The 14,958-nt window shown below is 62.6% G+C and carries 12 protein-coding genes and 1 tRNA gene; 10 read left to right on the forward strand and 3 right to left on the reverse strand.

Annotation, left to right across the window (positions count from 1 at the left end; genetic code table 11):
- Positions 1-2: 2 nt before the first annotated feature.
- The gene (locus TSA1_RS13890; protein ID WP_100176872.1) at positions 3-1,796 is read right to left on the reverse strand and encodes a potassium/proton antiporter; all 1,794 of its coding nucleotides are present in this window, start codon (positions 1,794-1,796) and stop codon (positions 3-5) included.
- A 206-nt stretch (positions 1,797-2,002) separates the two neighbouring features.
- Here TSA1_RS13890 and TSA1_RS13895 point away from each other — a divergent pair, with 206 nt between their 5' ends.
- The gene (locus TSA1_RS13895) at positions 2,003-3,319 is read left to right on the forward strand and encodes a mechanosensitive ion channel family protein (protein ID WP_174718896.1); all 1,317 of its coding nucleotides are present in this window, start codon (positions 2,003-2,005) and stop codon (positions 3,317-3,319) included.
- Positions 3,320-3,439: 120 nt separating this feature from the next.
- A complete protein-coding gene (map, locus tag TSA1_RS13900) occupies positions 3,440-4,258 on the forward strand; it encodes a type I methionyl aminopeptidase (RefSeq protein WP_100176874.1) in 819 nt (272 codons plus the stop codon).
- A gap of 14 nt (positions 4,259-4,272) precedes the next feature.
- On the opposite strand, the gene TSA1_RS13905 is transcribed toward map, so the two are convergent.
- Positions 4,273-4,869 carry a bifunctional transcriptional activator/DNA repair enzyme AdaA gene (locus TSA1_RS13905; RefSeq protein ID WP_100176875.1) on the reverse strand — a complete coding sequence of 199 codons (597 nt, stop codon included), beginning with the start codon at positions 4,867-4,869 and terminating at the stop codon, positions 4,273-4,275.
- Between TSA1_RS13905 and TSA1_RS13910 the strand changes: the two genes are divergently transcribed.
- The 4 genes from TSA1_RS13910 to TSA1_RS13925 all read left to right on the forward strand — a co-directional run bounded on the left by TSA1_RS13910 (position 4,833) and on the right by TSA1_RS13925 (position 8,193).
- Positions 4,833-5,948 carry a DMT family transporter gene (locus TSA1_RS13910; protein ID WP_245448245.1) on the forward strand — a complete coding sequence of 372 codons (1,116 nt, stop codon included), beginning with the start codon at positions 4,833-4,835 and terminating at the stop codon, positions 5,946-5,948. The genes TSA1_RS13905 and TSA1_RS13910 overlap by 37 nt on opposite strands.
- Before the next feature lie 40 nt (positions 5,949-5,988).
- On the forward strand, positions 5,989-6,579 hold the full coding sequence (locus TSA1_RS13915; RefSeq protein WP_100176876.1) for a JAB domain-containing protein: 591 nt from the start codon (positions 5,989-5,991) through the stop codon (positions 6,577-6,579).
- Positions 6,580-6,754: 175 nt separating this feature from the next.
- A complete protein-coding gene (locus TSA1_RS13920; protein ID WP_100176877.1) occupies positions 6,755-7,996 on the forward strand; it encodes a tyrosine-type recombinase/integrase in 1,242 nt (413 codons plus the stop codon).
- Entirely contained in the window at positions 7,993-8,193 is a 201-nt protein-coding gene (locus TSA1_RS13925; RefSeq protein WP_100176878.1) for a hypothetical protein, read from the forward strand. The genes TSA1_RS13920 and TSA1_RS13925 overlap by 4 nt, the downstream gene beginning before the upstream one ends.
- A 578-nt stretch (positions 8,194-8,771) precedes the next feature.
- Here TSA1_RS13925 and TSA1_RS38835 read toward each other — a convergent pair.
- Positions 8,772-8,969 carry a hypothetical protein gene (locus TSA1_RS38835; protein ID WP_145984306.1) on the reverse strand — a complete coding sequence of 66 codons (198 nt, stop codon included), beginning with the start codon at positions 8,967-8,969 and terminating at the stop codon, positions 8,772-8,774.
- 513 nt (positions 8,970-9,482) lie between these two features.
- On the opposite strand from TSA1_RS38835, the gene cas13a reads away from it, so the two are divergent.
- From cas13a to TSA1_RS13940, 4 genes are all read left to right on the forward strand, one after another.
- Positions 9,483-13,181, forward strand: a complete 3,699-nt coding sequence (gene cas13a, locus TSA1_RS13930) for a type VI-A CRISPR-associated RNA-guided ribonuclease Cas13a (RefSeq protein WP_100176879.1) — start codon at positions 9,483-9,485, stop codon at positions 13,179-13,181.
- Entirely contained in the window at positions 13,178-13,504 is a 327-nt protein-coding gene (locus tag TSA1_RS38840) for a hypothetical protein (protein WP_145984307.1), read from the forward strand. The genes cas13a and TSA1_RS38840 overlap by 4 nt, the downstream gene beginning before the upstream one ends.
- A 189-nt stretch (positions 13,505-13,693) precedes the next feature.
- A tRNA-Arg gene (locus TSA1_RS13935) sits at positions 13,694-13,770 on the forward strand.
- 200 nt (positions 13,771-13,970) lie between these two features.
- Positions 13,971-14,894: a hypothetical protein gene (locus TSA1_RS13940; RefSeq protein ID WP_100176880.1), complete on the forward strand. Its 924-nt coding sequence runs from the start codon at positions 13,971-13,973 to the stop codon at positions 14,892-14,894.
- Positions 14,895-14,958 lie beyond the last annotated feature (64 nt).

The raw sequence follows: 14,958 nt of genomic DNA on the forward strand, positions 1-14,958 counted from the left end.
TTCTAGACCCCCGCCACCGAAGCCCACACGTCCGAAAGCCTCTTCCGCAGCGCCTGCGCGCGCGTCAGCGGCGGGGGCGTCTCGTCTTCTTCCGGCAGACGCAGGCCGACGACGTTGACGCGGCCGCCGGAGATGCTGCGCGCGACCAGCACGATCTCGTCCAGCGCGAGTTCGGCGCCCTCCTTCGGCGCGCGGTCGAGATGGACGTCGAAATAATCGGCGAGCGTCAGCTTGCCCTCGTCCTCACTCACCTTCACGCCGTAGACCTCGGCGAGCTCGGCCAGCGTGTGCTCGCCGGAGACCATGAAGTCGCCGAGCAGATGCGGGTCCGGCGCGGTGCTCGGCTGCATGTCGACGAAGAAGCGGTCGAGCGACTCGGCCTTTTCCGGCGGCGCCAGCAGATAGATGTAGTCGCCGGGCGCGATCGGATCGGCCTCTAGCGGCGTCAGGATGTTCTCGTTGCGAATCACCAGCGTCGGCTTGGACCAGGACGGGATCAGGCCGCGGCGAAAATAGAGGCTCTTGGGCCGCACGGGATAACCGACCAGCTGCTGCTCGAGCTGGCCCGGCAGGTCCAGCTCGACACGGCGCGGGCCGCGCTCGGCGCGCGGCAGCGCCACATGCAGCTTGCGCGCGGCCGGCGCCAGGGTCCAGCCCTGCAGCAGCAGCGAGATGATGACGACGACGAAGGCGACGTCGAAATAGAGATAGGCCTTGGACAGGCCGACCAGCATCGGGATCGAGGCCAGGAAGATCGCGACCGCACCGCGCAGGCCGGTCCAGGCGATGAAGGTCCTTTCACGCCAGTTGAAGCGGAACGGCGCAAGGCAGGCGAACACCGCGATCGGCCGCGCAACCAGCATCAGCACGAGCGCGACGGCGACCGCCGGCACGATGCTGGTACCCAACCGGCTCGGCGACACCAGGAGGCCGAGCAGCACGAACATCACGATCTGTGCCAGCCAGGTCGCGGCATCGAGGAAGGCCACCACCGAATTATGCGCGCGCGTCGGCCGGTTGCCGATGATGATGCCGGCGAGATAGACCGCGAGGAAGCCGGAGGCGTGCATCATCTGCGAGCCGCCGAAGATCACCAGCGCGCCCGTGGTCACGAACGGCGCGTGCAGCCCCTGCGGCAGCGCCACCTTGTTGAGCGCGATGACGACGAGGCGTCCCCCAAGGAAGCCGACGACGGCGCCCAGCACCGCCTCCTGGATGAACTCCATCGCCACATGGCCCGCCGAGCTCGATCCCAGCGAGATGTACTCGACCAGCATGAGCGTGAGGAAGATCGCAAAGGGATCGTTGGTGCCGGATTCGGCCTCCAGCGTCGCGCCGACGCGCGGGCGCAGGCGCAGGCCCTGGGTGTGCACCAGCAGGAACACCGCGGCGGCGTCGGTCGAGGCCACCACGGCGCCGACCAGCAGCGATTCCGTCCAGTTGAGATCGAGCGCGAATTTGGCGAACGGCGCCGTGATCAGCGCGGTCAAGAGCACGCCGGCGGTCGCCAGCACCACGGACGGCGCGAGCACGGTGCGGATGCTGGCAAAACGCGTCTTCAGGCCGCCGTCGAACAGGATCAGCGCGAGCGCCACCGAGCCGACCAGATAGGTGGTGCGGACGTCGTCGAACTGGATCTGCCCGGGACCGGAATCCCCGGCGAGCATGCCGACCGCGAGGAAGACGAGCAGCAGGGGCGCGCCGAAGCGCAGCGCGAGCAGGCTCGACAGGATACCGGCCATGACGAGGACGGCGCCGAGCAATATGGCGAGGCTGACGGAGTCGAGAGAGGCCATCCACCTTCCAGGTCAAAGCAGCAGGAATGGCATCTCTATCGTCGCCGCCTGTGCGCGCCAACCCATTTTCGCGTCTCGCGGCAATCTGCCCGTATTTTACGGCCTTAACGTCCATCACATGCCGGTGTATCGATGGCCCGGCCGCGCCCTTTGTGGGATTCTGCGGCTCCCCCGAATCAATCCCTCCCCGCTTGCCGACGAGACCGATGGACATGGACCTCAAGGACTTCATGGAGTTCGTGCAGACCACCGCGCGCAGCGTCGGGGCGGAAATCTCCTCGCCCTGGTTCTACCTGCAATTCGGTCTCATCCTGGCCGCGGCCGGTATCGCCTATGCCGCGGAGGCCGCCATCCGCAGCCGGGTCGACATGAGCTCGCTGGCGATGCGCTGGCCACTGCCGCTCCGGCACTTTGCCCGGGTGATGGTCTCCAGCGCCTCGACGGCGGTGTTCACCCTGCTCGTGATCGTCTCGCGCCTCGTGATGTACCACGCGACCTGGCCGAGCCGCTCCTATCTCTTGATGGTCGCCGCCAAGCTCGGACTGGCCTGGCTCGTGATCCGGCTCGTCACCTCGGTGCTGCGCAATGCCTTCATCGTCCGCCTGGTGTCGATCACGGCGTGGTTCATCGCCGCGCTGTCCATCCTCGGGCAGCTCGATACCACCGTCGACCTGCTCGATTCCTTCGCGATCGTGCTCGGCGGCCTCAGGCTGACCCCGCTCTTGGTGCTCAAGGCCGGTGCGCTCCTCCTCATCGCCCTCTGGGCCACCAACATCGCGAGCAATTTCGCCGAGAGCCGGATCAACGCGACCAGCGATCTGACACCGTCGGTGCAGGTGTTGCTGGTCAAGATCATCCGCATCGGGCTGCTGGCCGTCGCCATCGTCATTGCGCTCGGCGCCGTCGGGATCGACCTTTCGGCGCTCGCGGTGTTCTCCGGCGCGGTCGGCGTCGGTATCGGTATCGGCCTGCAGAAGATCGTCGCCAATTTCATCTCCGGCATCATCCTGCTCGCCGACAAGTCGGTGAAACCCGGCGATCTCGTCACCATCGGCGACAATACCGGTCGCATCAGCGCGATGAAGACGCGCTATATTTCCGTGGCCGCCGGTGACGGCCGCGAGTTCCTGGTGCCCAACGAAGACCTGGTGACGCAGAAGGTCGTCAACTGGACCTATACCGACAAGAACACGCTGGTGAAGATCGCGTTCGGCACCAATTACGACGCCGACCCAAAGCTGGTCTGCAAGCTTGCGGCCGAGACCGCGGAAGCCCATCCGCGCGCGCAAAAAGGCAAGCCGCCGACCTGCATCCTGACCGAGTTCGCCGAGGCCGGGATGAAGTTCTCGCTGACCTTCTGGATCGCCGATCCCGACGGCATGGACAAGGTCAAGAGCGACGTGATGCTGGCACTGTGGGACGCCTTCAAGCGCGAGGGCATCCGGGTTCCCTATCCGGTCCGCGAAATCCGCATCCGCGGCGGCGCGCTGCCGGTCGAAACCACCGTAGAAGTCCCGAATTAGGCCTCTTTCGAGCCAGAGCGGGCACGCTCGGCTTGCATGAAGGCCCGCAATCATTAAATTGGGGCCTGAAATCAAGCCTTTCCGCCGAAGTCCTGATCAGCCCCAGAAGACCGCCCAAGCATGAGCTACGTCGAAGCCACCGATACCTCGCTGCGCAAGACCGGACAGATCAAGCTGCATGGCCCGGCCGCCTTTGCCGGCATGCGCAAGGCGGGCGCGCTGGTGGCCAAGTGCCTCGACGAGCTCACCGACATCGTCGGACCCGGCGTGCCGACCGAGCGCATCGACCAGTTCGTCCGCGACTTCGCCTTCAGCCACGGCGCCTTTCCGGCGACGCTGATGTATCGCGGCTATCGCTACTCGACCTGCACCTCGCTCAACCACGTGGTCTGCCACGGCATGCCCGGCGACCGTCCGCTGAAGGAAGGCGACATCGTCAACATCGACGTCACCTTCATCGTCGACGGCTGGTACGGCGACTCCAGCCGCATGTACGCGATCGGCCCGATCGCCCGCAAGGCGGAGCGGCTGATCGAGGTGACCTATGAAGCGATGATGCGCGGCATCGCCGCGGTGAAGCCCGGCGCCACCACCGGCGACATCGGCCACGCCATCCAGAGCTTCGTCGAGCCGCAGGGCATGAGCGTGGTGCGCGATTTCTGCGGCCATGGCCTCGGCCGCATGTTCCACGACGAACCGAACATCATCCATATCGGCCGGCCCGGCGAAGGCGTGCAGCTCAAGCCCGGCATGTTCTTCACCATCGAGCCGATGATCAATCTCGGCAAGCCGCATGTGAAGATCCTGTCCGACGGCTGGACCGCCGTGACCCGCGACCGCTCGCTGTCGGCGCAGTTCGAGCACTCCGTCGGCGTCACGGCGACCGGCGTCGAGATCTTCACGCTGTCGGAGCGGCACGGCGAGAAGCAGATCGGGTGAGGCCGGCGCAACGGCTACCGCCGGCGGCGGAATGACGATGGTGCCCTCTTGTAAGTCGCCGCAAAGGCGTCGTTGAAGCGGCGGACGCTGCCGAAGCCGGCCGCAAACGCAATCTCCGCCAAATTCATCTCGGTCTGGTCGATCAGGCGCTTGGCTTCCTGCACGCGGCGGGTCGCAGCGATCTCGCTCGGGCTCGCTCCGGCGTGTCGCATGAACAGGCGGAGCAGATGACGCGGCCCGACCCCAAGAGTTTCAGCCAGCTCCGCCATTGATGACCGATCCAGGAAACCGTCGTTGATCATGCGCATGCCACGCGCAACGGTGGTGGCGGTCCCCATCCAGGCCGGCGACCCCGGCGCGGTTTCCGGCCGGCAGCGCAGGCACGGGCGAAAGCCGGCGCGCTCCGCAGCCGCCGCGGTCGCGTAGAAGGTGACATTCTCCGAGCGCGCGGGGCGAACCGGACAGACCGGCCGGCAATAGATCCGCGTCGAGCGCACGCCCGAGAAGAACAGGCCGTCGAACGCGCGCGCACGCGAGAGGCGTGCCCGATCGCAGGTGTCCCAGTCGAGATGCGGTGGCAGCGTTTGCCGCTGCGCTGGACCTGTCGTCATCGCAGGAGAATAGACGCGGCACGGCGTGCCGAGTAGCTGAAATCGGACTCGACCCGGCGATGAGGTCCGAATTCAGCCAGCCCGTCTCGCGGCTCCGGCTCATGGTGCCAAGCACCGCAGGAGCAAATCGCGTGAGCACACAAGCCCAACCGACGACGTCACGACAAACCACGCTCGCGATCGACATCGGGCTCCTGCTGATGCTCTCACTGATCTGGGGCAGCTCGTTCACGCTGATCAAGATTGCCATCCCGACCATTCCGCCCTTCACGATGGTTGCCGCGCGGGTGACGATCGCGGCCTTGCTCCTGATCCTGGTCGCCGCTGCGCAAGGACATGCCCTGCCCCGCCGGGGATCGGTATGGGCCGCCTTCTTCGTGCAGGGGCTGCTGCAAAGCGCGCTGCCCTTCACCCTGATCAGCTGGGGCGAGATGCATATCGCAAGCAGTCTCGCGGGCGTGCTCAATGCGACCCCGCCGATGTTCGTGCTCGCGATCGCTGTCATGACCAAACGCGGGCGGCAGGCAATCAGCGGCCGGAAGGTCATCGGCGTTGCTCTCGGCCTCGCGGGCGTGGCCCTGACCATGGGCATCGATGCGCTGTCCGGGGTCGGCACGGCTGCGCCTCTGGCGCAGATGGCAGTGCTCGGCGCCAGCCTCTGCTACGCGCTCGCGCCGATCTGGGGGCAGCGCTTCTCCGGGCTCCCTGCGATCGTCACGGCGGCCGGAGCGATGAGTTGCGCCGCGGTGCTGATGCTCCCGACCGCCGCCATTCTCGAACAGCCGTGGGGGCTGGCACCGCCGCCCGCACGGGCGATCGCCGCCGTGATCGCGCTGGCGATGGTCTGCACGGCCTTTGCGATGGTGATCTATTTCCGGCTGATCCACACGCTCGGCGCGCTCGGCACGACCAGCGGCAGCTATCTGCGCGCGGGCTTCGCCGTGGCGCTCGGCACCGCCATTCTCGGCGAGCACTTGAGCTGGTCCAGCCTTGCCGGGATGACGCTCATTCTCGCCGGGGTGGTGGCCGTCACGGCACCCGCTCTCGGCAAACCGGCCGGCGCGCAGGGGCGCAATTGATGGTTGCAAAAACGCGGGTCCCCGGCAATGCTGGCGGCCGATGCCCGCCAAGCCGCACCACGACAAGAGCAAGCCTGACGATACGCCGCATTATCACGGCCATCGCGAGCGGCTGCGCGAACGCTTCTACAGTGCCGGTGCGGATGCGCTGAGCGATTACGAGCTGCTGGAGATGGCGCTGTTTCCGGCGCTGCCGCGGCGCGACACCAAGCCGCTGGCAAAGGCGCTGATCAAGACCTTCGGCTCGTTCGCCGAGGTCGTGCACGCCCCTGTCGCGCGGCTGCGCGAGGTCGACGGCATCGGCGAGGCCGCGATCAACCAGCTCAAATTGATTGCCGCTGCCGCAAGCCGCGTGACCAAGGGCGAGGTCAACAGCCGTAACGCGCTGTCGTCCTGGAACGAGGTGATCGACTATTGCCGCTCCAGCATGGCGTTCGCCGACAAGGAGCAGTTCCGCCTGCTGTTCCTCGACAAGCGCAACCAGCTGATCGCCGACGAGGTGCAGCAGACCGGCACGGTGGACCACACCCCGGTCTATCCGCGCGAAGTGATCAAGCGCGCGCTGGAACTGTCGGCGACCGCGCTGATCCTGGTGCACAACCACCCCACTACCCCGCTCCGATCACGCTGAGTCACGGTAGAGACCGCTGAAACACCAGCAGTTGTTTCGCTTTTTGCGAGTTGCGTACAGGGGGCGGTTATGGCAAATTGGGGGCGGTTGAAGGGGTAGGAAACGGCTTTCCGCTCCCAGCAAACGATCCCCGTTTCTCCTCGACCGATCCCAGTTGCGGACTAGGAGGAACGCCATGCCCAGCTTGACCGACACCGCGATTCGCCACGCGCTGAAGCGTGTCGAGGCGAGTCAAAAGCAAGAAAACCTCGCTGACGGCGAAGGTCGTGGCACGGGCCGTCTCGTCCTCGTCCTAAAGCCGATGCCTAAGCGTGTCACGGCCGACTGGATGGCGCAGCAGTGGCGTGATGGGAAGCGAACCAAGAAGAAGCTCGGCGCCTACCCGTCAATGTCGCTCGGCCAGGCGCGCGAGATCTTCAAACGCGACTATGCCGACGTCATCCAGAAGGGCCGAAGCATCAAGATCGCCACTGACACGCGCCCCGGCACTGTCGCCGATCTTTTCGAGGGCTATGTCGCGTCGCTCAAGGCTGCGGACAAACCCTCTTGGAAGGAAACCGAAAAGGGACTGAACAAGATTGCCGACACGCTCGGGCGCAACCGCCTCGCCCGCGAAATCGAGGCGGAGGAAATCGTCGAGCTGATCCGCCCGATCTACGAGCGCGGCGCCAAGTCGATGGCCGACCATGTGCGCTCATATCTCCATGCTGCCTTTAGCTGGGGCATGAAGTCCGACAACGACTATCGGCAGCAGTCCGCTCGCCGGTTCCGCATCCATTTCAATCCGGCCACGGGCATTCCGACAGAACCCAAGGTCAAGGGCACGCGCTGGCTCGATGAGGACGACTTCGTCCAGCTCTATCGCTGGCTCGAATGCCCCGACACGCCGGTCCATCCCTCTTACCCGCGCGCCGTGCAGCTAATCATGCTGACCGGCCAGCGCGTCGAGGAGATCGCGCGCCTGCATGTCGATCAATGGGATGCCAAGGAGCGGATCATCGACTGGTCCAAGACCAAGAACGACCAACCTCATGCCGTTCCGGTCCCCCAGCTCGCCGCCGAGCTGATCGAGTCGATCAAGCCGAACGAGTATGGCTGGTTCTTCCCCTCGGCCAAAGACCAGTCGAGGCCCGTCAGCCACGGCACACTCTATAGCTTCGTCTGGCGCCAGCGGGACCGCGGCGTGATCCCCTATGCCACGAACCGTGATCTGCGCCGAACCTTCAAGACGCTGGCCGGCAAGGCGGGAGTCCCGAAGGAAATCCGCGACCGTCTGCAAAACCACGCCTTGCAGGACGTCAGCTCGAAGCACTACGACCGCTGGCACTATATGGTCGAGAAGCGGGCCGGCATGGCGAAATGGGACAAATTCGTCCGCGCCATGCTGGCGAAGAAACGCCTGAAGGCGGCCGCATGACCTTCCGTCCGCCCAAACCCGCCCCTCGCCGCGTGAAGGCCACCCCCACAGCCGAGATCGAACCGCAGAGCTATGCGGCCTTCGTCAGCGACCTGAAGCAGAAGATCGCCGAGGCGCGGCATCGCGCCCTCGAGCCCAGTCAGATCGACCTAAGTTATCTCGGCCCAGACGATCTTTGGGTCGCTCCGCAGCCTTGACGCGGACTCCCCTTGACTCTCGCCATCGACTCTTCGCGCGCGCAGATCGACAAGCGCGCGATGTGAACACGCTTCGCACGCGTGAAAAGGAGGCCGCCAATTCTGGGCTACTCTTTGAGACAGCCGGTTGCAGTCGTCCTTTGTCCGAACGTGGGTGCAAGGTCACAATAATCTCATTCCGAACACGGAAGTTGGCGCAGTCGTCCCTAATCCGGACGTGATATGCAAAGGCCGCTTGCATCATACTGATTTCACGAATGCCGTCGATGGGTTTTTCCGATCCGGCCGAAAATCGGGTGTTCCGGCATCTTGAGGGTAGCCTCACTTTTTCGATATACGTCTGAAGCTTCGCGGCGGCCCCCCTTCGAGCGAGTGCGTTCGTGAGTACTTTGACCTCGCGAGCCCGAAAGCTCGTCAAAAAAAGAAAAGCCGCCCACAGCGGCGAGGATGCAGTCATCCCTCATGCAGGCGTGACGCGCGAAACCTTCGGCTCAATTCGATGACAAACGAAGAAGGCGTAGTCGCCCAGCATCCGGGCGTCATGTGTGCGCCTTGAATAGCGCAGCCGGCGGCAGCGCTCAAGATTTGAGAACGCCCGGCTGGCCGGTTTCCTCCAAAGAAGATTGAGGGCACGGCAGCTCGAGGCCGCCGGCTTTCACTTTGGAGCTCGCACCCGTGACCCAGTCGCCCTCGAAGCGGGCGTGATGCGCAAGAGCCATTGGCCGCGCCAGATGCACGCATCCGTAAAACCCGATGTCGAGCTGATGATACGTCACCGAGCCCTCACAGTCGATGGTTCGAAGCGAGGCCCGTCGCAAGTAAAGCAACCGCGGCTCACGTCGCGCAAACCGCACGATTTTGACGCGGGCGTTAGGCGTATGGTGGATGCCTAGACGGCGCAGTCGTCCTCAATTTGGACGTGTTGTGGACGTGCAGATGCACGAAAAGACCCCAGAAGCTTTAGTTGCAGTCGTCCCTGATCTGGACGTGGTGTGCAAGTCGCCTCATCAGTGAGACGGCGACAATCTCTAGTGGCAGTCGTCCTTAATCCGGACGTAGTGCGCAGGAGCCGTGACTATATCACATTGATTTCACGAATGTCTTCGATGCGTCTTACCGATCCCGAGCCCCCCCTGGAGACAGCGTCTCGGAGCCGCCGCCTCGTTTCTCGACGATTGTTCAAGGGTTTGCGAGTCGCCGGTCGAGAGGACAGATGCGTTCGGGCAACATCCGACCACTCAACCGCCGGAAGCATGATACGATACCCGCACGTTTTTGGAGAGGGGTCCATGCAGATCATTCGGCCATATGGTTCAAGCCGCAGCAAGCAAGGCCAGGACGGCCTACGGCGGGTTTTGGTAGAGAAGACCTCCGGGCGCGCGGAGCAAGACATCCCGACTTATGCGCGCACACACGAAGAGCTCGTCATCGCGCAGTGGATTTCCACGATCGACAAGATCGCGCGTAAGCCCACAAGCCGGAAAAAGCCGAGTGCGGACCAGCGCGCCTTTCGGGACAAGCTGGGCAACGCGTGTTGGGTCCGGCTGATGGGCAGCGGTCGGCTCAAAGACATCAACGACGCAAGGCGGGCATACCTCAGTGACCTCTGGTGGTTCAAAATACATCCTTACGAGCTCGGAATCGATGAGCCTCGGCCTCGCCGCGACGGCAGTATGCCGGCGGCGCCAAAGGTCGAAGGGCGTTGGTACAAAGTGTTTGCAGGTGACGGCGCGCCGCAAATGTCAGGCCCCGAAAAAATTGCCGAAATTGCGGAGCGCATCGAACGGCATCTTTATGAAAGCGAACGTCGGCTCGGCCCCGACGCGCGGCCGCGGAAGTTGGGGAAGATCGAATCACGCGCCGAAAGCATCAGCGGAAGCGTACTTCGAATGGCCAATGGCGCCCACACTGAGCAGCCGGGATGGAGCAAGGACGACGAGAGGGCCTATACCGAGACGGGCGATCCGGTCGTCTCGATCCGCGTCGAAGCGGAATCGACAGAACGGAATAAGGGACGCGCGAGCCTTCCTCTCGCCGCGGAAGTTTTGTTCAAGCATTGGGGGAAGGTGTTTCTCGATCCCGACACCGGTACGGCGATGAGTTACATCGCCGCACAGGCGAAGCACCCCGGCATGGTGGCGCTGCATATGGAGCTCAAACAGTGCTATAGGCGGCTTCTCAAGCGCACGCGCAAAGACACGCGCGAACATCGAAAGCGGGACCCGGATGAGCGCAAGCTGTCGAGGTTGTTGCCCCGGAATCTCGCGGAAGCGTTGAGCCTGTCGGCGAAACAGGACGCGAACGCAGAACTCGGGCACCTCGTGCGGCTCGGAAAGGTCATCTACTACACAGCTTCCGACGGCGAGGCCGACTGCGCGGGTGCAATCGGAAGAAACTGGCCGGATAAGGTTGAGACGAGCCGGTTTTGGTCAAGCGAAGGACAGGCAGAGATCAAGCGCGCTGAAGCGTTTGTGCGCATCTGGCGACACGCGCTGGTACTCGGCGGGTTGACTCTCAAGGATTGGGTGTCAATGAAGGAGCCTTTTCCCGGCGACATCCTCGGTGGCGACCGGCAGCTCACCAGCGCACTTGCCCCGGAACGATTCGATAGGGGACCGTTCGATCGCAAACTCCAACTGCTGTTTGGCAACCGCTCGAACGCATTCGTCTTCGCGGACGATGGCCAACGGCTCGACCTGCTGCGCGGTTTGATCGGCGGGGCTGCGAATCTGCGTCACGCAGCGTTTCATTTCAAGGGGCGCGGCCAACTACTCCGCGCGCTTGCGGAGCTGCCAGGCAAGTTCTCGAACCGGCTCCAAGAGGCTGCGCGGGGACTTTGGCGTGACGATGCCTCCCACCGGGCTGACCGTCTGAAGGCGACGCTGCGCGGAGTCCATATTGAACACTTCGTAACCAAGGAGCAGGCGGAACAAGCGCTGGCGCTGCTTTTGGAAGAAGCGCGCGCAGAGCTGCCGTTGCCGCGGCTGTCGCGTGTTTTGCTGCGGGCAGAAAATGCCTGGGGCCGAGACGATGCGGTCAAGCTGCCCGAACCAGCCAACCGGCGCGCACTCGAAGCGCCGCCGCGGCAGTGCCAGTACACGCTGCTCAAGCTCATTTATGAACGGCCCTTCCGGTCGTGGTTAAGAGACCGGCGCGCGGATGTCGTGTCACAGTGGATTGATCGCGCGGTCGCACGCGCGACCAGAGCCGCCAAGACGATTAATGCGAAGGGCGACGACGTCGCGCGACGCATGATTGCCGCAAAGGCAGAGAAGCTGCCGAAGCCGGCCGCCGGCTCAGACATGATCGATTTCTTCTTCGACCTGTCGGCGGCTACAGCGGGCGAGATGCGGGTCCAGCGCGGGTACGAAAGCGACCGCGAACAGGCGCGCGATCAGGCCGACCACATCGACCAGCTTTTGTGCGACGTGGTGATCCTGGCGTTCAACGAGTATCTGTCAGAGCGACAGCTTGATTGGATTCTCACGCTCAAAGCCGACCAACCAGTGACCGGGGAACGAGCGTTTTCACTTGACGACTTGCAGACGGTAGCGATGCCGGTAGAGGACGTGGATGATTGGCAGGTAGCGCTCTATCTCCTATTGCATCTCCTGCCGGTCGAAGCTGTCGCCAAATTGCTGCACCAGCTCTTTAAATGGGACATCACAGCCACACGTGAGGGACGGCTTCCAAGAGATGAATCGCAGCGGCTGCACCGCTTGTTCGCGACGCTGACGCTCTACCTTGATATGCACGACGCGAAGTATGAGGGCGGTAGTCCGCTTGCCGAATATGCGGACGTTCAAGAGTTGTTTGCGACCGCGCGGGGATTTGGTCGGGTATTTCCGAGCGACGCGAGCTTGGAGGCGGATCGCAGAATCCCCAAGCGCGGCCTGCGGGAGATCCTGCGGCTTGGACACCTGCCGTTGGTCAAAGCGATCGCGGGCGGGAGGCGGATTGAGGAGGCGACGATAGATCGCGTTTTCGCGTTCGAAACTACGCCGGACGGAGGCGGCCTTACCCCGATCGCGGCTCTTCAGCAACGGCGCGAAGAACTGCACGACCGGTGGGTTCGACAAAAAAATCTCGATGAGTACGATCTTCGCGAGTATTGCGAAGCCGTCTCGAAGATATCCGGGCACCGCCAAGACTCGAATTTTATGAACCTTGTCGATCACGTGCGGGCTCACCGCACGATTCTCTCGGTCCTTGGACGGTTAGTGGACTACGTCGGTCTATTTGAGCGTGACCTCTATTTTACGACGTTGGCATTGATCAAACTTCACGACGAGCGCCCAGATGCTATTTTTGACGAGCGTGGGCTGAGGCTGTTTCATAATGGCCAGATCATTTTTGCATTAGGAGCATTGAGAGGCGGCTCAGCGAAAGTTGCGGCCATCAAGGGAAATCTGGCGCGCCACTTTACCGAGGTTTGGGTACAAAATAACGACGCGAAGGACATACGTAACGACCTCGCTCATTTGAACATGCTTCAGGGAGCCCATCCGGTTCCAAAGCTCACGTATTGGATCAACCAAACTCGACAGTTGATGGGCTACGACCGCAAACTGAAGAACGCGGTAAGCAAGTCCATCATCGACCTGATCGATCGCGAAGGGATCGAGCTAAAGTGGGCAATGCGAGTTGAACGCGGCTCCCACGACCTGGCGGACGCCACGCTCGCAGCACGCAGCGCCAAGCACCTTGGAAAAAAGCAACTTACACTCGACGGATCATCCGGCCGCTCAAGGCTCACGCTTGAAGAAAGTCTGCACGGCCTCGGCTTTGTGACCATGATTGCAACCTCCTTCGAGGGGAAGGCACAAGCTGTTGCCTCAATCGGCGACCACCTGCCAAAGGTCGATTGGAAGACCAGCGCCCAGAGGGGACCAAGGCACGGTTCTGGTCAGGGGAGGTCGCAGCGGCCGTCTTCGGGCGGAAAGAAGTTTCGTCCGTCGTCGACCAGGAATGAAACCGGGAGGAGATGACACTGCAGATGCGCTGCGCCAGGCAAATATTGATTTGGGAAACGCAAAAAAATGCGGTAGGTGCCCGACTGGCTGAACTGCAAGATTTACTTGATGCCCGTGAACAACTTCAAATAAAATGCGTTGCCCAAGCGATGACCCAACCACTCAATACACTGGGACGACGAGTTCGACAGGCATTAGACGATCTCAAGAACGGCAAAGTACCCAAGCCGCCATTAGTGACGCCGATTGCCATTCCTGGGGCATATAGCGGTGGCAGCTCTTCCTCGGTGCCATTCCCTCCGGAAGTCCAGGTTATAAAGAAGGCATTCCATCTTTGACCTTCGGATGCGAGTGCTTCAAAGGCGGTTGCGATTGGCGGCGTGGACCGTCGCCCTCCGAAGGCAGGTGTCAAGCCGGTCGTTGCGAAAAGTGAGGAAGAAAGAGTATTGGATTAGAAAGACTTGCGAGGACACGCGTGAGGCCTAAACTCCTGCACAAAACCCGCGTAAGCACTGCGTAAGCAGTAAGCACCCGTAGCTCAGCTGGATAGAGCGTCGCCCTCCGAAGGCGAAGGCCACACGTTCGAATCGTGTCGGGTGCGCCAATTTAGTGTACGCCAAGCACCAAGGTTCAAGACCTAACGCGAGGCGCCTGGATGGAGGAATATCCCTCGTAGCCGTCGCTCAAAAGTGTCACGCCCCCTGCCCCGACCCCGATCCTCATGTCGCCCCGGCACTTCCAGCACGCTGAGATACATCGAATGGCGACTACCGGTCGGCGATCTCGAACGGCGTAAGGAGAACGATGGTCGTGACCCGCGTCAATGTTTCTATCCCACTCTCAACCACGAGCGAGAACGGCTTTTTCAATCATCGTGAAACGCCGCAGCGGCAGTTGCTCGGCTACGCCGTGAAGATGCGTATCCAACAGCCGCATTATTACCTGGAGTTCCAGGACGTCCCGTTAGAACTGGCCGCCGAACTGTTGGACAGAATCCGAGTGATTCTACCGTGGGCGGCATTGCGGCTGGACTTCGGCATTCTGGCTGCTGGGGGTGATCTACGAGTCGCGGATGGACCAACGTTCGACGGTCAGTTCGCTACGGCGTATCCAGTGCACCTCGCACCCGCCCCTATCAGGGTCGCAAGCAATCATCGGTCAGAAGAAGCGGATGCACGCTTGTTTTCAGCCCTGATCGAAGGCGCTGAGCTAGAGCATCTGATCGGACCGAGCCCGCAGCCGGAGTTGAAGCTCGCCTGCGAGATATTCGCCTCGGTCGATTTCGAAGCGTCGAACAACGCGCAGTTCCTCACGCTGATCTCGATCCTAGAGATAATGGCGAAGCCGGCACCTCGCCCAAAGCCTTGCCTCGACATCATCGAAGACGCGATGGTCCGGATGAAGAGCGAGGCCGAAACTGCGATGGATCCGGCGCTTCGCCAAGCGCTTTTCGACATGCACAAGGGCGCGATACATTGGAAGTCGGAGTCGATTAGGAGTTCAGTCCGTCGGTTGGCGATGGACGTGGCGCGAACTTTGGGAGATCCAGACCCTGGCGCCGTCGGAAAATCAGCCGTGCGACTCTACGATAAGCGAAGCTTGGTTGTGCACCAAGGTGAGACGGCTTCTCTCAGTGAGGCGCGGTTCGCAAGGCAGTTCGTGCGGGAGGTGCTGGCGGTTGCCGCTGGAAGCTACGAGCACATTCGCGAGCGCTTTCCCACGAATTGAGCGTCCCCAGGAACAGCCCATCCCGTGCGCGGCCACGGTGCCACCAAGCTATCTCCGCTGACGG

This window comes from Bradyrhizobium nitroreducens (assembly GCF_002776695.1).
In the GTDB taxonomy this organism is placed as follows: Bacteria; Pseudomonadota; Alphaproteobacteria; order Rhizobiales; family Xanthobacteraceae; genus Bradyrhizobium; species Bradyrhizobium nitroreducens.